Here is an 18,174-nt window from a genome sequence, read left to right as displayed (position 1 = left end):
CGACCGGCCCCACGACCGACCGCGCGGGTCTACGGCTGTTCGTCGCGGCGGGCCAGCAGCCAGGGTTCGACCACGCCGAGTCCACGGACCGGGCGCTGCCACATCGGCTGGAGCGCGAAGCGGTACTTCGGCGGCTCCTCGCCCTCCTTCTCGGCGGCCGCCGCGGCCTCGGCCGCCTCCGCCTCGGAAGCGGGCGCCTCGCCGGTACGGATCAGCTCCTCGGCGAAGTCGCTGTCCACCAGCACGGCGTCCCGGGGGGCTATCGAGGTCAGCCGGGAGGCCAGGTTCACCGTCGTACCGAACACATCACCCATACGAGTGGTGACCGTGCCGAACGCCATGCCGACCCGCAGCTCGGGCATCGTCTCGTCGTTCGCCAGCGTCTCCACCAGCCGCAGCGCGATGTCCGCGGCCGTTCCCGCGTCGTCCGCCGCGTACAGCACCTCGTCACCGAGGGTCTTGATCAGCCGGCCGCCGCGCGCGGCCACCAGGTCGGCGGCGGTCGTCTCGAACGCCTCGACCAGCTCGCCGAGTTCCTCTTCCTCCATCCGGCGGGTCAGCCGGGTGAACCCGACGAGGTCGGCGAAGCCGACGGCGAGCCGCCGGTCGACCATCTCCTCGTCGTCCGCCGACTGCACGACCCGGCCCGCCGAGGCGGCGAGCTGGCGGCGCCAGACGTAGACCAGGAACTCCTCCAGCTCGGGCAGGAGCAGTTCGACGATCGGGTACGTCACCTCGGTGCGGGTCATTCCGGGCTCGGGCGGCTCGGTCAGGCCCTCCAGGAAGGAATCCATCTGCCACTCGGCCAACCGGGCGGTGGTCTGCCCCGTGGACCGGGCCACCTGCACCGCCATGGCCTCGCTGAGCAGTCCCGCCTCGACCAGACCGGCGAGCCGGCGCAGGGCCAGTACGTCGGCCTCGGTGAGCGCCTTGGCCTGGCCGATGTCGGCGAAGCCCATGGCCCGCCAGAACCGTGACGCCAGCTCCATGGAGACACCGGCGCTACGGGCCGCCTGGAACGGGGTGTAGCGGCGCTCGGCGCCCAGGATGAGCTGTTCGAGGCGCAGGGCCAGCGGGTCCTCGCCGGGGTCGGCGGCGTCCGCGCCCGCGCCGGAGCCCGTGTCGTCGACGGTCACGCCTGCTGCCCTTCCGATCTGTCGCGGTCAGGTATCGACCGGCCTCAACTCTACGGCAGGTGTGCGCCAGCTCACTCCGTTGGGTTTGGCCGGGGGTATGTGCTCGGTACCGGGTGCGTGCCGTTTGCCTCGGTGGCTGTGCTGGAGAGGTCCGGGGGAGTCATCACCGTCGCAGAGTGCGGGTCCGTCGTGGCCGGTCGCGCAGTTCCCCGCGCCCCTGGGGAGCTGCAGTGCCGTAGGCAGCATCGCGCCGTAGCTGCGGGCAGTCGTGCCGCTAGGGGCGGCACGGGTGGGCGCAGCGGGACAGGGCACCACCAGCGCCGTATCCCCTACGCAGGCCGCAGATGGACGATGTCCCCCGCCCCCACCGCCTCCTGCACGCCCTGCTCCGTGGCGATGACAAGGCGGCCGTCCCCGTCCACCGCCACCGCCTCGCCCACGATCGACCGCTCCCCCGGCAGCTCGGCGCGCACGCTGCGCCCCAGCGTCGCGCACCCCGCCGCATACGTCTCCTGGAGTCCGCTGGCCGCGGGGTCCCCGCCCGCCGACCGCCACCGCCCGTACCAGTCCTCCAGCGACCGCAGTACCGCCCGCAGCAGCGGATCCCGGTCCATGCCCAGCGCCCCGGCCAGCGCCAGCGAGCCCGCCTGGGGCACCGGCAGCTCGTCCGCCCGCAGCGTGACGTTGATGCCGACGCCGATGACCACGCCGTCCTCACCGGCCCGTTCCGCGAGGATGCCGCCGGCCTTGCGCTCCTCTCCCCCCACCGTCACCAGCAGGTCGTTCGGCCACTTCAGGGCCGTGTCCACGCCCGCCGCCCGGGACAGCCCGGCGGCCACGGCGACCCCGGTGAGCAGCGGCAGCCAGCCCCACCGGGCCACCGGGACCTCGGCGGGCCGCAGGAACACGGAGAAGAAGAGGCCCGAGCGCGGCGGTGCCGTCCACCGGCGGTCCAGGCGCCCCTTGCCCGCCGTCTGCTCCTCCGCCACCAGCACCGCCCCCTCGTCGGCCTTCCCGGCGGCAACCCGGGCGACCAGGTCGGAGTTGGTGGAGCCGGTGCGCTGCACCACGTCCACCTCGCGGTACAGGCTCCCCTCGCGGACCAGCGCGCGCCGCAGTGCCGCGGCGTTCAGGGGCGGACGGTCCAGGTCGGACCAGCGGCTGTCGTCTGATGCATTGTGCGGCGTCATGCAAGTCACCCTAGGTGTGGGAAACGCCGCACTGCCGACCCACAGGCCCAGCACTACTCTACGGATGAGTAACCGTCCCCCCTTTTGAGCAGGCAGGGAGCCGCATCCCGATGTCCGAGCCGGAAGAGATCGACATTCACACGACCGCGGGCAAGCTCGCGGATCTGCAGCGCCGTATCCATGAGGCGACGCACGCCGGCTCGGAACGCGCCGTCGAAAAGCAGCACGCCAAGGGCAAGCTGACGGCCCGTGAGCGGATCGAGCTGCTGCTCGACGAGGGCTCCTTCGTCGAGCTGGACGAGTTCGCCCGGCACCGGTCCACGAACTTCGGCCTGGAGAAGAACCGCCCGTACGGAGACGGCGTCGTCACCGGTTACGGCACCGTCGACGGCCGTCCCGTCGCCGTCTTCTCCCAGGACTTCACCGTCTTCGGCGGCGCCCTCGGCGAGGTCTACGGCCAAAAGATCGTCAAGGTGATGGACTTCGCGCTGAAGACCGGCTGCCCGGTCATCGGCATCAACGACTCCGGCGGGGCCAGGATCCAGGAGGGCGTCGCCTCCCTCGGCGCCTACGGCGAGATCTTCCGCCGCAACACCCACGCCTCCGGTGTGATCCCGCAGATCAGCCTCGTCGTCGGCCCCTGCGCGGGCGGCGCGGTCTACTCCCCGGCCATCACCGACTTCACGGTCATGGTCGACCAGACCTCGCACATGTTCATCACCGGCCCGGACGTCATCAAGACCGTCACCGGCGAGGACGTCGGCTTCGAGGAGCTGGGCGGCGCCCGCACCCACAACTCCGCCTCCGGTGTGGCCCACCACATGGCCGGCGACGAGAAGGACGCCATCGAGTACGTCAAGCAGCTGCTGTCGTACCTGCCGTCCAACAACCTCTCCGAGCCCCCGGTCTTCCCCGAGGAGGCGGACCTCGCCGTCAGCGACGAGGACCGCGAGCTGGACACCCTCGTCCCGGACAGCGCGAACCAGCCGTACGACATCCGCACGGTGCTCGAACACGTCCTGGACGACGCCGAGTTCTTCGAGACGCAGGCCCTGTTCGCGCCGAACATCGTCACCGGCTTCGGCCGGGTCGAGGGTCACCCGGTCGGTGTCGTCGCCAACCAGCCGATGCAGTTCGCCGGCTGCCTGGACATCGACGCCTCCGAGAAGGCCGCCCGCTTCGTGCGCACCTGCGACGCCTTCAACGTCCCGGTGCTGACCTTCGTGGACGTCCCGGGCTTCCTCCCGGGCGTCGACCAGGAGCACACCGGCATCATCCGCCGCGGCGCCAAGCTGATCTACGCCTACGCCGAGGCGACGGTCCCGCTGATCACCGTGATCACCCGCAAGGCCTTCGGCGGCGCCTACGACGTCATGGGCTCCAAGCACCTCGGCGCCGACCTCAACCTGGCCTGGCCCACCGCCCAGATCGCCGTCATGGGCGCCCAGGGCGCGGTCAACATCCTGCACCGCCGCACCATCGCCGAGGCGGACGACGTCGAGGCCACGCGCGCGCGGCTGATGCGGGAGTACGAGGACACCCTCCTCAACCCCTACATCGCGGCCGAGCGCGGTTACATCGACGCGGTGATCATGCCGTCCGACACCCGCGCCCACATCGTCCGCGGCCTGCGTCAGCTGCGCACCAAGCGGGAATCCCTGCCTCCGAAGAAGCACGGCAACATCCCCCTCTAAGGAGCCGCTGTGACGATCAGAGTCGTACGGGGCAACCCGACCCCGGAGGAGCTGGCCGCCGCCCTGGCGGTGGTCCGCGCCCGCGCCGCGGCGGCAGCGGCAACGCCGCCCGGCGCGCAGGGCCCGAGGGACGCGTGGTCCGACCCGAGCAGGATCGCCTCCGCCCGCCTGCCCAAACCGGGCCAGGCGTCCTGGACCCGCACTTACTGGCCGAGCTGAGGGCAACTCCCCAGGGGCACCGCACCGGGCGCCAACTTGAGTAGCAGTACTCAGGCGCCCGCCCCCCGCAAAGCCGCACGCTGGATGAATGCTGTGGTCAGACCCGGAAGACGAGCCGCCGAAGGACCTGCGCGAAGCGCAGGCGATGCTTCGGCGGCTCGGCTTTCTCATGGCCCTGGCCATGATCCTGATCATGATCGTGATCGGCCTGAGGTGAGCCGACCGGCACCCCACGGCTAACCTGACCGCATGACTGCTACGCACCGCAGGTCTACGCGCCGCAGGCGACTCGTCCTCGCCTCGAAGTCCCCCGCCCGCCTGGCCCTCCTCCGACAGGCCGGCCTCGACCCCGAGGTGATCGTCAGCGGGGTCGACGAGGACGCCCTCACCGCCCCCACCCCCGCGGAGCTGGCGCTCGCCCTGGCCGAGGCGAAGGCCTCGGTCGTGGCGGCGAAGCCGGAGGTGCAGGGCGCCCTGGTGATCGGCTGCGACTCGGTGCTGGAGCTGGACGGGCAGGCCCTCGGCAAGCCCGCCGACCCCGAGGAGGCGACCGCCCGCTGGAAGGCGATGCGCGGGCGCGCCGGGACCCTCCAGACGGGGCACTGCATCTGGGACACGGAGGCCAAGCGGTACGTGTCCGGGACCGCCTCCACCGTCGTCTGCTTCGGCGAGCCCAGCGACGAGGAGATCGCGGCGTACGTGGCCTCCGGCGAACCGCTCTACGTCGCCGGGGCCTTCACCCTGGACGGCCGTTCGGCGCCGTTCATCGAGGGCATCGAGGGCGACCACGGCAATGTGATCGGCATCAGCCTGCCCCTGGTGCGCAAGCTGCTGGCCGAACTGGGCGTCGGTATCACGGAGTTGTGGTCACCGGGCGAGTGACCTGGGCGGGCACGGAGTCCTGCGGCGGCTCCGCGTCCCCGTCCTGCGGAGCGCCCGTACGGCTCCCCGGTGCGGCCCCCGCGTCCGGGGGCGTGGCGGGCTCGGTCTCGGCCTTCGGGTCGCCGCCCTGCCCCGCACCGCCGCCGGGGCCGGCCTCCTCCTGGCCGCCCGCGGCGTCGTACGTCATCAGGAGCAGGACGACGAGGCCGAGCACCACCATCAGGAACAGGAACGCCGTCCAGCCGACCATGCTCCAGGCGAAGGCGCCCAGCAGGCCGTGGACGACCGCCACGCTGATCAGCAGGACGCGGCCGAAGCCCGCGGGGGCGCGGTTGCGTATCGCGACCAGGACGGCCACCAGCGCGCACAGCGCGAAGTAGAGGCCGAAGACGACGCCGCCGATCTTCGAGGACGTCGCCATCACGGACGGGTCGAGGCCGGCCAGGGACATGTCCTGCCGGTCGACGACCACGCCGAGGAACCAGTTCAGCGCCGCGATGAAGAACGCCTCCACCAGGAGGACGATCGCCACGACCCATGCCACCGGTCTGCGCACCACCGGTCCCCACCCACTCTCAAGCTCTCTAGCCCGCGACTGTTACTCCAGGTACGTACGAGTCGTCATGAACGCTACTAACGGGTAAACCCTGGGACAAGGGTTCGCGCGGCAGCAAAGAATCATTGGGCCATTCGTAGGGACTCGACAAAGAAACAGAGTGGGCCGCAGCACGCTCTCACAGAGACCTTGACCACATGACCGGGCTAGGGTTTCCGGGAGGAGCCCTGCGTACCAAGGTGCGACAAGGCTTTTCGCGGGTCGAGCGAGCCTCGAATCACGCTCCGTGTGGGCAAGCTCACCATTGGGGACGGGTCGAAGTGCCGTGTCGGCAGTCCCTAAACTCGGCTTGTTTCAAGGAGGGAGCCTCAATCGTGCGCAAGGTGCTCATCGCCAACCGTGGCGAAATCGCTGTCCGCGTGGCCCGGGCCTGTCGGGATGCCGGGATCGCGAGCGTGGCCGTCTACGCCGACCCGGACCGGGACGCTCTGCATGTCCGCGCCGCGGATGAGGCGTTCGCCCTGGGCGGTGACACCCCGGCGACCAGCTACCTGGTGATCGACAAGATCCTGAACGCGGCACGCGAGTCGGGCGCGGACGCCATCCATCCGGGTTACGGCTTCCTCTCCGAGAACGCCGACTTCGCGCAGGCGGTCCTGGACGCGGGCCTGATCTGGATCGGCCCGCCGCCGCAGGCCATCCGTGACCTCGGTGACAAGGTTGCCGCCCGCCACATCGCCCAGCGCGCCGGCGCGCCCCTGGTGGCCGGTACGCCCGACCCGGTGAGCGGTGCCGAGGAGGTCGTGGCCTTCGCCGAGCAGCACGGCCTGCCGATCGCGATCAAGGCCGCCTTCGGTGGCGGTGGCCGCGGTCTGAAGGTCGCCCGCACCCTCGAAGAGGTCCCCGAGCTGTACGAGTCGGCGGTCCGCGAGGCCGTGGCCGCCTTCGGTCGCGGCGAGTGCTTCGTCGAGCGCTACCTGGACCGCCCGCGGCACGTGGAGACCCAGTGCCTGGCCGACAAGCACGGCAACGTGGTCGTCGTATCGACCCGTGACTGCTCCCTCCAGCGCCGCCACCAGAAGCTGGTGGAGGAGGCTCCGGCGCCGTTCCTCTCCGACGAGCAGGTCGCCGAGCTGTACCGCGCGTCCAAGGCCATCCTGAAGGAGGCCGCCTACGAGGGCGCGGGCACCTGCGAGTTCCTCGTCGGCCAGGACGGCACGATCTCCTTCCTGGAGGTCAACACCCGCCTCCAGGTGGAGCACCCGGTGACCGAGGAGGTCACCGGCATCGACCTCGTGCGCGAGATGTTCCGCATCGCCGACGGCGAGGAGCTGGGCTACGACGACCCGGCCGTCCGGGGCCATTCCTTCGAGTTCCGCATCAACGGCGAGGACCCGGGCCGCAACTTCCTCCCGGCCCCGGGCACGGTCACCAAGTTCGCCGCGCCGTCCGGCCCCGGTGTCCGCCTGGACGCGGGCGTGGAGTCCGGCTCGGTCATCGGCCCCGCCTGGGACTCCCTGCTCGCCAAGCTGATCGTCACGGGCCGCACCCGCAAGGAGGCCCTGGAGCGGGCCGCGCGCGCCCTGGACGAGTTCCAGGTGGAGGGCATGGCGACGGCGATCCCCTTCCACCGCACGGTGGTCAGGGACCCGGCGTTCGCCCCCGAACTGACCGGCTCCACGGACCCCTTCACGGTCCACACCCGCTGGATCGAGACCGAGTTCGTCAACGAGATCAAGCCCTTCGCCGCCGCGGCCGAAGCCGAGGCGGAGGAGGACACGGGCCGCGAGACGGTCGTCGTCGAGGTCGGCGGCAAGCGCCTGGAGGTCTCCCTCCCGGCCTCCCTCGGCATGTCCCTGGCCCGCACGGGCCTCGCGGCCGGCGCCAAGCCGAAGCGCCGCGCGGCCAAGAAGTCCGGCCCCGTGGCCTCCGGCGACACCCTCGCCTCCCCGATGCAGGGCACCATCGTCAAGGTCGCCGTCGAGGAGGGCCAGGAGGTCAAGGAGGGCGACCTGGTCGTCGTCCTGGAGGCCATGAAGATGGAACAGCCCCTCAACGCCCACAAGGCAGGCACCATCAAGGGCCTGAGCGCCGAGGTCGGCGCGTCCATCACGTCGGGCGCGGCGATCTGCGAGATCAAGGACTGACGGCAGGATTCACAAAGACGCCCGGCGGACCGATCCTTTCGGTCCGCCGGGCGTCGTCATTTCCAAGGCTTGCGGGGGGACTTGACTCCCTAAGGGTCAGCGGGCCCAAGGGGCGCAGGTAACTGCGCGAGCAACCACAAAGAGCCCGCACACGCCGACGGACCACAGCCCCACGGCGCTCAGGCACCGAACCCAAGCGAGCCTGGCAAGCTAACGCCGCCGCAGATCAGCGACGCGCCCCCGCTCAGGACCCGTCGGCTCCCCGAACCCCGCCCCCGAGCGGAGCGCCATGCCCCTGCGCGGCCCCGGCAGTGGGGCTCGCCGCGCCGGGGCCTGCTCACCCCCCGAAGGGGCTGCTCCGTTCGCCCCGGCCACGGCGATCTGCACCCCTTGGTCGGCAAGGGCCTGCAACTCGGTGGCGGCACGGTCGTCGTGAGCGGGCGGCTCGTCGGTGACCAGGCGGGTGATGAGGTCGGTCGGCACGGTCTGGAACATGGTGTCCGTGCCGAGCTTGGTGTGGTCGGCGAGGACCACGACCTCCGCTGCGGCCTGCACCAACGCCCGGTCCACGGACGCCGACAGCATGTTGGACGTGGACAGCCCCCGCTCCGCCGTCAGACCACTCCCCGACAGGAAGGCCTTCGACACTCTCAGCCCCTGCAGGGACTGCTCCGCGCCGGAGCCCACCAGGGCGTAGTTGGAGCCGCGCAGGGTGCCCCCGGTCATCACGACCTCCACCCGGTTGGCATGGGCCAACGCCTGGGCGACCAGGAGGGAGTTGGTGACGACCGTGAGGCCGGGCACCCGCGCGAGCCGGCGGGCCAGCTCCTGCGTGGTGGTACCCGCGCCGACCACGATGGCTTCGCCCTCTTCGACGAGGCCCGCCGCGAGGTCGGCGATGGCCGTCTTCTCGGCGGTCGCGAGATGGGACTTCTGCGGAAACCCGGACTCTCGCGTGAACCCGCCCGGCAGTACCGCACCGCCATGCCGGCGGTCGAGGAGTCCTTCGGCCTCCAGTGCGCGCACGTCACGCCGTACGGTCACTTCGGAGGTCTGGACGACGCGGGCGAGCTCACGGAGCGACACGGCACCGTTCGCTCGCACCATTTCGAGGATCAATTGGCGACGTTCAGCAGCGAACACGAAACTGACAGTAACCCCAGCGACCGTCTGGTTTCAGCAGTTTGCGCCGAATAACAGAAGTTGTTCGCATGGCAGGGCGGGAAGTGGTATAGGACCCATCTGCCCCGACTGCACCGTCCACACAGGCGCCAACTCCCCGTGAACAACGGGGAGTTGGCGTCCGCCGTCAGGCCTCCACGCCCGCCTTGCGGGTGTGCAGCTGCCGGGCCACCTCCGCGATCGACCCCGAAAGGGAGGGGTACACCGTGAAGGCGTTCGCGATCTGTTCGACCGTCAGATTGTTGTCGACGGCGATCGAGATGGGGTGGATCAGTTCCGAGGCGCGGGGCGCCACGACCACACCGCCGACCACGATGCCCGTACCCGGACGGCAGAAGATCTTGACGAAGCCGTCGCGGATGCCCTGCATCTTGGCGCGCGGGTTGCGCAGCAGCGGCAGCTTCACGACCCGGGCGTCGATCTTGCCCGCGTCCACGTCCGCCTGCGTGTATCCGACGGTCGCGATCTCGGGGTCGGTGAAGACGTTAGAGGAGACGGTCTTCAGGTTCAGCGGGGCCACCGCGTCGCCGAGGAAGTGGTACATGGCGATACGGCCCTGCATGGCGGCGACGGAGGCGAGGGCGAACACACCGGTCACGTCACCGGCCGCGTACACGCCGGGAGCGGTCGTCCTGGACACCTTGTCGGTCCAGATGTGCCCGGAGTCGCGCAGCTTGACGCCGGCCTCCTCCAGGCCGAGCCCCGCACTGTTCGGGATGGCACCGACGGCCATCAGGCAGTGCGAGCCGGTGATGACCCGGCCGTCGGCCAGCGTCACCTCGACCCGGTCGCCGACGCGCTTGGCGGAGGCGGCACGGGAGCGGGCCATCACGTTCATGCCACGGCGCCGGAAGACGTCCTCCAGCACGGCGGCGGCGTCCGGGTCCTCGCCCGGCAGCACGCGGTCGCGGGAGGACACGAGCGTGACCTTCGACCCCAGGGCCTGGTAGGCACCGGCGAACTCGGCACCGGTGACACCGGAGCCGACCACGATCAGCTCTTCGGGCAGCTCGTTGAGGTCGTAGACCTGGGTCCAGTTCAGGATGCGCTCGCCGTCGGGCTGGGCGTCGGGCAGCTCGCGTGGGTGACCACCGGTGGCGATGAGGACGGCGTCGGCGGTGAGGGTCTCCTCGGTGCCGTCGGCGGCGGTGACGACGACCTTCCGGGACCCGTCGAGGGCCTGCATGCCGTCCAGCCGTCCGCGCCCGCGCATGACCCGGGCGCCGGCGCGCGTGACGGAGGCGGTGATGTCGTGCGACTGCGCGAGCGCGAGCCGTTTCACCCGCCGGTTGACCTTTCCGAGGTCGACCCCGACGACCCGGGCGGCCTGCTCCAGGGGCGGCGTGTCGTCGGCGACGATGATCCCCAGCTCTTCGTACGACGAATCGAAGGTGGTCATCACCTCGGCCGTAGCGATGAGCGTCTTCGACGGCACGCAGTCGGTCAGTACCGACGCTCCGCCCAGACCGTCGCAGTCGACGACGGTCACCTCCGCACCGAGCTGGGCGGCCACCAGGGCCGCTTCATATCCGCCGGGTCCGCCACCGATGATCACGATCCGAGTCACGTACTCCATTGTCCCGCACGCTTCAAGGTGCCACTGCCCGGGGGCGCACGGAAGCTTCCACTGGGGCAACAGTGACTCGCGTTCCCCCTGCCGTACCCTCTCTGCATGTCGCTCTATGCCGCCTACGCCGGCAACCTCGACGCACGGCTGATGTCCGTCCGCGCCCCGCACTCCCCGCTGCGCGCCACGGGCTGGCTGAACGGCTGGCGGCTGACATTCGGCGGCGAGCAGCTGGGCTGGGACGGCGCGCTGGCGACGATCGTCGAGGATCCGCTCGCGCAGGTCTTCGTCGGCCTGTACGACATCGCACCCATGGACGAGGAGTCCCTCGACCGGTGGGAGGGCGTGGGCATGGACCTCTACCGCCGGGTACGCGTGCGCGTGCACACCCTCGACGGCGAGGAGGCGGCGTGGACGTACGTCCTCAACGGCTACGAGGGCGGCCTGCCCTCGGCACGCTATCTGGGCGAGATCGCCGACGCGGCCGAGTCCGCCGGGGCGCCGCACGACTATGTGATGGAACTCCGCAAGCGCCCCTGTTGACCAGTCGCGAACAAGCGCGGGCGCCCCTTGTGCCGCAGCCTTCGTTGGAAACGACAAGGCAACGATCCCCATCCCGTGTGCTCTGTCATCTACGCGCGTAGGCGAAGACGAGCTACTCTCGTCGACGTGAACGCATCTCTTCTTCCGGACGACATCCAGGGCGATCCCTACGCCGCCGCCGACGCCGCCGCCGCGCGCCTGCGCGAACTGACCGGCGCCGAGACCCACGACGTCGCCCTCGTGATGGGCTCCGGCTGGGCTCCGGCCGTCGACGCCCTGGGCGCACCCGACGTCGAGTTCCAGGTCACCGAGCTGCCCGGCTTCCCGCCGCCGGCCGTCGCGGGGCACGGCGGAAAGATCCGCTCGTACTCCTTCGGTGACAAGCGCGCGCTGGTCTTCCTGGGCCGCACGCACTACTACGAGGGCCGTGGCGTCGCCGCCGTCGCCCACGGCGTCCGCACGGCCGTGGCGGCAGGCTGCAAGACCGTGGTCCTCACCAACGGCTGCGGCGGCCTCCGCGAGGGCATGCGCCCCGGCCAGCCGGTCCTGATCAGCGACCACATCAACCTGACGGCGACGTCCCCCATCGTCGGCGCCAACTTCGTCGACCTCACCGACCTCTACTCCCCCCGCCTGCGCGCCCTGTGCAAGGAGATCGACCCCACCCTGGAGGAGGGCGTCTACGCCCAGTTCCCCGGGCCGCACTACGAGACCCCGGCCGAGATCCGCATGGCCCGCGTCATCGGCGCGGACCTGGTCGGCATGTCCACGGTCCTCGAGGCCATCGCCGCCCGCGAGGCCGGCGCCGAGGTCCTGGGCATCTCCCTGGTCACCAACCTCGCGGCCGGCATGACCGGCGAGCCCCTCAACCACGAGGAGGTCCTCCAGGCCGGCCGCGACTCGGCGGCCCGGATGGGGGAGCTGCTGGGACAGGTACTCGGGAAGCTGTAAGCGGACGCGGGCGCTGCCGCGCCGGTAACGGGGCAAACGGGGCACTGGGGGCTGAGCCCCCAGTGGACCAGGCAAACACGGAGAGGTTGATCCCAAGGTGCACGACGATCTCATCAGCAAGGCCAACGCATGGCTCGCCGAGGACCCCGACCAGGAGACTCGCGACGAACTCGGCAAGCTGATCGACGCCGGTGACATCAAGGAACTGTCGGCCCGCTTCAGCGGCACGCTCCAGTTCGGCACCGCCGGCCTGCGGGGCGAACTCGGCGCCGGCCCCATGCGCATGAACCGCAGCGTCGTCATCCGCGCCGCCGCCGGCCTCGCCGCGTACCTGAAGAAGAACGGCCAGACCGGCGGCCTCGTCGTCATCGGCTACGACGCCCGCCACAAGTCCGCCGACTTCGCCCGCGACACCGCCGCCGTGATGACCGGCGCCGGCCTGCGCGCGGCCGTACTCCCCCGCCCCCTGCCCACCCCCGTGCTCGCGTTCGCCATACGGCACCTCGGCGCGGTCGCGGGCGTGGAGGTCACCGCCAGCCACAACCCGCCCCGGGACAACGGCTACAAGGTGTACCTCGGCGACGGCTCCCAGATCGTCCCGCCCGCCGACGCGGAGATCGCCGCCGAGATCGACGCGATCGCGAGCCTGGACGACGTACCGCGCCCGGACTCCGGCTGGGAGACCCTGGACGACACGGTCCTGGACGCCTACCTCGCCCGCACGGACGCGGTCCTGGCCCCCGGCTCCCCCCGCACCGCCCGCACCGTCTACACGGCCATGCACGGCGTCGGCAAGGACGTCCTGCTCGCCGCGTTCGCCCGCGCCGGCTTCCCGGAGCCGGTGCTGGTGGCCGAGCAAGCCGACCCGGACCCCGATTTCCCCACGGTCGCCTTCCCGAACCCGGAGGAGCCGGGCGCGATGGACCTGGCCTTCACCCAGGCCCGTACGAGCGACCCGGACCTGGTCATCGCCAACGACCCCGACGCCGACCGCTGCGCGGTGGCCGTCAAGGACGGCGCCGACTGGCGCATGCTGCGCGGCGACGAGGTCGGCGCCCTGCTCGCCGCCCACCTGGTCCGCCAGGGCGCGACCGGCGTGTTCGCCGAGTCGATCGTCTCCTCCTCCCTCCTCGGCCGGATCGCCGGGAAGGCGAACCTCCCCTACGAGGAGACACTGACCGGCTTCAAGTGGATCGCCCGCGTGGACGGCCTGCGCTACGGCTACGAGGAGGCCCTCGGCTACTGCGTGGACCCCGAGGGCGTGCGCGACAAGGACGGCATCACGGCGGCCCTCCTCATCACGGAGCTGGCCTCGCAGCTGAAGTCGGAGAACCGCACCCTCCTGGACCTCCTCGACGACCTCGCCGTGGAACACGGCCTGCACGCCACCGACCAGCTCTCGGTCCGCGTCGAGGACCTCTCCCTCATCGCGGACGCCATGCGCCGCCTGCGCGAGCAGCCGCCGACGGAGCTGGCGGGCCTGCCCATCATCCGCGCCGAGGACCTCACCCAGGGCACGGACAAGCTGCCGCCCACGGACGGCCTGCGCTACACCCTCGACGGCGCCCGGGTGATCGTCCGCCCGAGCGGCACCGAACCGAAGCTGAAGTGCTACCTGGAGGTCGTGGTCCCGGTCGCCACCCACACCGACCTCCCGGCCGCCCACACCCGCGCGACCGAACTCCTCACCACGATCAAGCGCGACCTGTCGACGGCGGCAGGCATCTGAGCCGTACGACGGCAGGGGGTGCCCGGTCCGGGGCACCCCCTGCCTCTCGCGCCACAGGTCCGGCCGGCTGAGGCGAGCCGTGGAAGCACGACAGCGGCCAGGAAACGGGCGGCCCAACGGCCGCCTACGAACGCCGGCCGGCACTCACCCACCCAAGACCCCGGCCGACCTCACCCCGTCGCCAGCAGAATCGCGAACAGCACCGCCCCCGCCAGTGCCGGTGCGATCACCTCGTACGCCCACCGCACCGTGACCTCCCCCTGCGCCGACTCCGCCTCGCCCCGCCGCTCCAGCAGTTCCCGCAGCTCGTCCATGACCTGGTCGGCCTCCGCGCGGGTCGACCCGGTCGGGACGTCCGCGCCGCCGAAGCCGCCCATGCCGCCGAAACCGAGGCCGCGGCGCGGCGCCGCACCGCCGCGGGCCGCCTCCGCCGCCGCCCGCGACTTGCGCTGCTCCGCCTTCTTGCGGGCCCGCAGCGAGACGGGCACGGACCACAGCTGGTACTTGCGGCCGGACTTCGCGACGACCTCGTTGGAGTAGCCGGAGCGCAGCGAGGCGACCTCGCCCCAGGGCAGGCGGATCACCCGGAACGGGTTGCGGATCCGCAGCCGGTCCTCGCCCGCGAAGACCGCAGGGCGGAGCGTGAAGGCGGTCACCAGCGGCACGGCCAGGATCATCCCGGCGAGCGCCAGCCACGGCGTACGGCCATGGCCCTGGAACAGCGCGTCGAAGCCCAGCCAGCCGACGACGAGCAGCAGCAGCACGCCGCCCGCGAGCGCCATGGGCGAGCGGTAGACCCGGTCCTTGGCGGTGGGGACCGGGGGCTGTGACGCGGGTGACTGGTGGTCGGGGGTGGTCATGGGGCAAGTCTGCATGACACCGGCGGCCGTACCGCCAGGCACCCCGGAACCGGCGCTCATCCGTGATCTCGGGACAGGAGATGAGCACCGGGGCTATACATCCGCTACGCGCGTAGATATGCTCGTCTGGTGACCATGCCCACCACTGCACCCACAGCACACGCTCTCGCTGACGTCACCGCGTCCGACAGCACGCTGCGCCGCTTCCTGCACGGGCTGCCCGGCGTCGACGCGGTCGGCCTGGAGGCGCGCGCCGCGTCTCTCGGCACCCGTTCCATCAAGACCACCGCGAAGGCGTACGCCATCGACCTCGCCATCTCGATGGTCGACCTGACGACGCTGGAAGGCGCGGACACCCCGGGCAAGGTCCGGGCGCTCGGCGCCAAGGCGGTCCACCCGGACCCGACGGACCGGACGACCCCCACGACCGCGGCCGTCTGCGTCTACCCCGACATGGTGGCCGTCGCCAAGGAGGCCGTCGCCGGTTCCGGCGTCAAGGTCGCCTCGGTCGCCACCGCCTTCCCGGCCGGCCGCGCCGCCCTCGACGTGAAGCTGGCCGACGTCCGTGACGCCGTCGCCGCGGGCGCCGACGAGATCGACATGGTCATCGACCGGGGCGCGTTCCTCGCCGGCAAGTACCTGAAGGTGTACGACGAGATCGTCGCCGTGAAGGCGGCCTGCGGCGACAGCGCCCGCCTGAAGGTCATCTTCGAGACCGGCGAGCTGTCGACGTACGACAACATCCGCCGCGCCTCCTGGCTCGGCATGCTGGCCGGTGCCGACTTCATCAAGACCTCCACCGGCAAGGTTGCCGTCAACGCGACCCCGGCCAACACCCTCCTGATGCTGGAGGCCGTGCGGGACTTCCGCGCCCAGACCGGCATCCAGGTCGGCGTGAAGCCGGCCGGCGGCATCCGCACCACCAAGGACGCGATCAAGTTCCTCGTCCTGGTCAACGAGACGGCCGGCGAGGACTGGCTGGACAACCACTGGTTCCGCTTCGGCGCCTCCTCGCTCCTGAACGACCTGCTGATGCAGCGTCAGAAGCTGGCCACCGGCCGCTACTCCGGCCCCGACTACGTGACGGTGGACTGATCACCATGACCGAAAAGATCACGGAAAAGCGGTCTTCCGCATTCGAGTACGCCCCGGCGCCCGAGTCCCGCTCGGTCGTCGACATCGCCCCCTCCTACGGCCTGTTCATCGACGGTGAGTTCGCCGACGCGGCCGACGGCAAGGTCTTCAAGACGGTCAGCCCGTCGACCGAGGAGGTCCTCTCCGAGGTCGCCCAGGCAGGCGCCGAGGACGTCGAGCGCGCGGTCAAGGCCGCCCGCAAGGCCTTCGAGAAGTGGTCGGCGCTGCCGGGCTCCGAGCGCGCCAAGTACCTGTTCCGCATCGCCCGCATCATCCAGGAGCGCAGCCGTGAGCTGGCCGTCCTGGAGACGCTGGACAACGGCAAGCCGATCAAGGAGACGAGGGACGCGGACCTCCCCCTGGTCGCCGCGCACTTCTTCTACTACGCGGGCTGGGCCGACAAGCTCGACCACGCCGGCTTCGGCGCGAACCCGCGGCCGCTCGGCGTGGCGGGCCAGGTCATCCCCTGGAACTTCCCGCTGCTGATGCTGGCGTGGAAGATCGCCCCGGCCCTCGCGACCGGCAACACGGTGGTGCTCAAGCCCGCCGAGACGACCCCCCTCTCCGCGCTCTTCTTCGCGGACATCTGCCGCCAGGCCGGCCTGCCCAGGGGTGTCGTCAACATCCTTCCGGGCTACGGCGACGCGGGCGCCGCGCTCGTCGCGCACCCGGACGTCAACAAGGTGGCGTTCACCGGCTCCACCGCCGTGGGCAAGGAAATCGCGCGGACCGTCGCCGGCACCCGCAAGAAGCTCACCCTCGAACTGGGCGGCAAGGGCGCCAACATCGTCTTCGACGACGCCCCGATCGACCAGGCCGTCGAGGGCATCGTCACCGGCATCTTCTTCAACCAGGGCCAGGTCTGCTGCGCGGGCAGCCGTCTGCTGGTGCAGGAGTCGGTCCAGGACGAGCTGCTCGACTCCCTCAAGCGCAGGCTCTCGACCCTCCGGCTCGGCGACCCGCTGGACAAGAACACCGACATCGGCGCGATCAACTCCGCCGAGCAGCTGGCCCGGATCACCGCGCTCGCCGACCGGGGCGAGGCGGAGGGCGCCGAGCGCTGGTCCCCGGCCTGTGAACTGCCCTCCTCCGGCTACTGGTTCGCCCCGACGCTCTTCACGAACGTCACCCAGGCGCACACCATCGCCCGCGACGAGATCTTCGGCCCGGTGCTGTCGGTCCTCACCTTCCGCACGCCGGACGAGGCGGTCGCCAAGGCGAACAACACGCAGTACGGCCTGTCGGCGGGCATCTGGACCGAGAAGGGCTCGCGGATCCTCGCCGTCGCGAACAAGCTGCGCGCCGGTGTCGTCTGGTCCAACACGTTCAACAAGTTCGACCCGACCTCGCCGTTCGGCGGCTACAAGGAGTCGGGCTTCGGCCGCGAGGGCGGCCGCCACGGCCTGGAGGCGTACCTCGATGTCTGATGCACGACTGTCGGTGTTCAAGACCTACAAGCTGTACGTCGGCGGGAAGTTCCCGCGTTCCGAGAGCGGCCGGGTGTACGAGGTGACCGACTCGAAGGGCAAGTGGCTGGCCAACGCCCCCCAGTCCTCCCGCAAGGACGCCCGTGACGCGGTGGTCGCCGCGCGCAAGGCGTTCGGCGGCTGGTCCGGCGCGACGGCGTACAACCGCGGCCAGGTCCTCTACCGCGTCGCGGAGATGCTGGAGGGCCGCAAGGACCAGTTCGTCCGGGAAGTGGCCGACGCCGAGGGCCTGTCGAAGTCGAAGGCCGCCGCGGTGGTGGACGCGGCCGTCGACCGCTGGGTCTGGTACGCCGGCTGGACCGACAAGATCGCCCAGGTGGTCGGCGGCGCCAACCCGGTCGCGGGCCCGTACTTCAACCTCTCCTCCCCGGAGCCGACGGGCGTCGTGGCCGTCCTGGCCCCGCAGGAGTCGTCCTTCCTCGGGCTGGTCTCGGTCGTGGCCCCGGTGATCGCCACCGGCAACACGGCGATCGTGATCGCCTCCGAGAAGGCCCCGCTGCCGGCCCTCTCCCTCGGCGAGGTCCTGGCCACCTCCGATGTGCCGGGCGGCGTGGTCAACGTCCTGTCCGGCCGTACGGCGGAGCTCGCGGCGCCGCTGGCCGCGCACCAGGACGTCAACGCGATCGACCTCGCGGGGGCGGACGAGGAGCTGGCGAAGGAGCTGGAGATCGCGGCGGCCGACAATCTGAAGCGGGTGCTCCGCCCACAGGCTGTGGATTACTTCGAGACGCCGGGCACCGACCGGCTGACGGCGTTCCTGGAGACCAAGACGGTCTGGCACCCGACGGGGTCGCTGGGCGCGTCCGGCTCGTCCTACTGAGCCCGCCCTACGGACCGAGAGCCGCGTCCTCCCCCCGTCCGGGGAGGACGCGGCTCTCTCGTTCACGGCTCTCTCGT

Annotated in this window: 17 protein-coding genes; 11 read left to right on the top strand and 6 right to left on the bottom strand. The window is 71.1% G+C overall.

Annotation, left to right across the window (positions count from 1 at the left end; all coding sequences use genetic code 11):
• Nucleotides 1-29 precede the first annotated feature (29 nt).
• Together ACWC0C_RS30430 and ACWC0C_RS30425 are read right to left on the bottom strand one after the other, a co-directional pair.
• Nucleotides 30-1,136, bottom strand: a complete 1,107-nt coding sequence (locus ACWC0C_RS30430; RefSeq protein ID WP_449195831.1) for an adenylate/guanylate cyclase domain-containing protein — start codon at nucleotides 1,134-1,136, stop codon at nucleotides 30-32.
• 329 nt (nucleotides 1,137-1,465) lie between these two features.
• Nucleotides 1,466-2,326: a biotin--[acetyl-CoA-carboxylase] ligase gene (locus tag ACWC0C_RS30425; protein ID WP_450867224.1), complete on the bottom strand. Its 861-nt coding sequence runs from the start codon at nucleotides 2,324-2,326 to the stop codon at nucleotides 1,466-1,468.
• Nucleotides 2,327-2,436: 110 nt separating this feature from the next.
• Here ACWC0C_RS30425 and ACWC0C_RS30420 point away from each other — a divergent pair, with 110 nt between their 5' ends.
• The 4 genes from ACWC0C_RS30420 to ACWC0C_RS30405 all read left to right on the top strand — a co-directional run bounded on the left by ACWC0C_RS30420 (nucleotide 2,437) and on the right by ACWC0C_RS30405 (nucleotide 5,121).
• On the top strand, nucleotides 2,437-4,020 hold the full coding sequence (locus ACWC0C_RS30420) for an acyl-CoA carboxylase subunit beta (protein WP_449195833.1): 1,584 nt from the start codon (nucleotides 2,437-2,439) through the stop codon (nucleotides 4,018-4,020).
• A gap of 9 nt (nucleotides 4,021-4,029) precedes the next feature.
• Nucleotides 4,030-4,239 (top strand): acyl-CoA carboxylase epsilon subunit, encoded by a 210-nt coding sequence (locus tag ACWC0C_RS30415; RefSeq protein ID WP_449195834.1) that lies wholly within the window; start codon nucleotides 4,030-4,032, stop codon nucleotides 4,237-4,239.
• Nucleotides 4,240-4,327: 88 nt separating this feature from the next.
• Nucleotides 4,328-4,456, top strand: coding sequence for a morphogenic membrane protein MmpB (mmpB, locus tag ACWC0C_RS30410; protein WP_449195835.1), 129 nt, complete (start codon nucleotides 4,328-4,330; stop codon nucleotides 4,454-4,456).
• 32 nt (nucleotides 4,457-4,488) lie between these two features.
• Nucleotides 4,489-5,121 carry a Maf family protein gene (locus tag ACWC0C_RS30405; protein WP_449195836.1) on the top strand — a complete coding sequence of 211 codons (633 nt, stop codon included), beginning with the start codon at nucleotides 4,489-4,491 and terminating at the stop codon, nucleotides 5,119-5,121.
• Here ACWC0C_RS30405 and ACWC0C_RS30400 read toward each other — a convergent pair.
• A complete protein-coding gene (locus ACWC0C_RS30400) occupies nucleotides 5,093-5,677 on the bottom strand; it encodes a hypothetical protein (RefSeq protein WP_450867223.1) in 585 nt (194 codons plus the stop codon). The genes ACWC0C_RS30405 and ACWC0C_RS30400 overlap by 29 nt on opposite strands.
• A 374-nt stretch (nucleotides 5,678-6,051) precedes the next feature.
• Between ACWC0C_RS30400 and ACWC0C_RS30395 the strand changes: the two genes are divergently transcribed.
• Complete coding sequence (locus ACWC0C_RS30395) at nucleotides 6,052-7,824, top strand: acetyl/propionyl/methylcrotonyl-CoA carboxylase subunit alpha (protein ID WP_449195838.1); 1,773 nt, start codon at nucleotides 6,052-6,054, stop codon at nucleotides 7,822-7,824.
• Nucleotides 7,825-8,034: 210 nt separating this feature from the next.
• On the opposite strand, the gene ACWC0C_RS30390 is transcribed toward ACWC0C_RS30395, so the two are convergent.
• Both ACWC0C_RS30390 and ACWC0C_RS30385 read right to left on the bottom strand, forming a co-directional pair.
• Nucleotides 8,035-8,967 (bottom strand): DeoR/GlpR family DNA-binding transcription regulator, encoded by a 933-nt coding sequence (locus ACWC0C_RS30390; RefSeq protein ID WP_450867221.1) that lies wholly within the window; start codon nucleotides 8,965-8,967, stop codon nucleotides 8,035-8,037.
• Between the two features lie 166 nt (nucleotides 8,968-9,133).
• Nucleotides 9,134-10,582, bottom strand: coding sequence for an NAD(P)H-quinone dehydrogenase (locus ACWC0C_RS30385; RefSeq protein WP_449195840.1), 1,449 nt, complete (start codon nucleotides 10,580-10,582; stop codon nucleotides 9,134-9,136).
• A gap of 96 nt (nucleotides 10,583-10,678) precedes the next feature.
• Between ACWC0C_RS30385 and ACWC0C_RS30380 the strand changes: the two genes are divergently transcribed.
• The 3 genes from ACWC0C_RS30380 to ACWC0C_RS30370 all read left to right on the top strand — a co-directional run bounded on the left by ACWC0C_RS30380 (nucleotide 10,679) and on the right by ACWC0C_RS30370 (nucleotide 13,796).
• Nucleotides 10,679-11,116 (top strand): gamma-glutamylcyclotransferase, encoded by a 438-nt coding sequence (locus ACWC0C_RS30380; RefSeq protein WP_449195841.1) that lies wholly within the window; start codon nucleotides 10,679-10,681, stop codon nucleotides 11,114-11,116.
• A gap of 126 nt (nucleotides 11,117-11,242) precedes the next feature.
• On the top strand, nucleotides 11,243-12,067 hold the full coding sequence (locus ACWC0C_RS30375) for a purine-nucleoside phosphorylase (RefSeq protein WP_449195842.1): 825 nt from the start codon (nucleotides 11,243-11,245) through the stop codon (nucleotides 12,065-12,067).
• 97 nt (nucleotides 12,068-12,164) lie between these two features.
• Nucleotides 12,165-13,796 carry a phospho-sugar mutase gene (locus tag ACWC0C_RS30370; RefSeq protein ID WP_450867220.1) on the top strand — a complete coding sequence of 544 codons (1,632 nt, stop codon included), beginning with the start codon at nucleotides 12,165-12,167 and terminating at the stop codon, nucleotides 13,794-13,796.
• Between the two features lie 170 nt (nucleotides 13,797-13,966).
• Here ACWC0C_RS30370 and ACWC0C_RS30365 read toward each other — a convergent pair whose 3' ends face one another.
• Nucleotides 13,967-14,656 (bottom strand): PH domain-containing protein, encoded by a 690-nt coding sequence (locus ACWC0C_RS30365; protein ID WP_450867218.1) that lies wholly within the window; start codon nucleotides 14,654-14,656, stop codon nucleotides 13,967-13,969.
• Between the two features lie 135 nt (nucleotides 14,657-14,791).
• Here ACWC0C_RS30365 and deoC point away from each other — a divergent pair, with 135 nt between their 5' ends.
• From deoC to ACWC0C_RS30350, 3 genes are read left to right on the top strand one after another with little or no spacing between them, the layout of a single operon-like run.
• Complete coding sequence (gene deoC, locus ACWC0C_RS30360; protein ID WP_450867335.1) at nucleotides 14,792-15,751, top strand: deoxyribose-phosphate aldolase; 960 nt, start codon at nucleotides 14,792-14,794, stop codon at nucleotides 15,749-15,751.
• Between the two features lie 5 nt (nucleotides 15,752-15,756).
• Entirely contained in the window at nucleotides 15,757-17,217 is a 1,461-nt protein-coding gene (locus ACWC0C_RS30355) for an aldehyde dehydrogenase family protein (RefSeq protein WP_450867217.1), read from the top strand.
• Nucleotides 17,210-18,097 (top strand): aldehyde dehydrogenase family protein, encoded by an 888-nt coding sequence (locus ACWC0C_RS30350; RefSeq protein WP_450867215.1) that lies wholly within the window; start codon nucleotides 17,210-17,212, stop codon nucleotides 18,095-18,097. Before ACWC0C_RS30355 ends, ACWC0C_RS30350 begins: the two co-directional genes overlap by 8 nt.
• Nucleotides 18,098-18,174: the final 77 nt, after the last annotated feature.

The sequence above is a fragment of the Streptomyces sp. NPDC001709 genome (assembly GCF_053596375.1).
The sequence above is the reverse complement of the archived record's forward strand: the minus strand, read 5'-3'. Positions and strand labels throughout refer to the sequence as shown.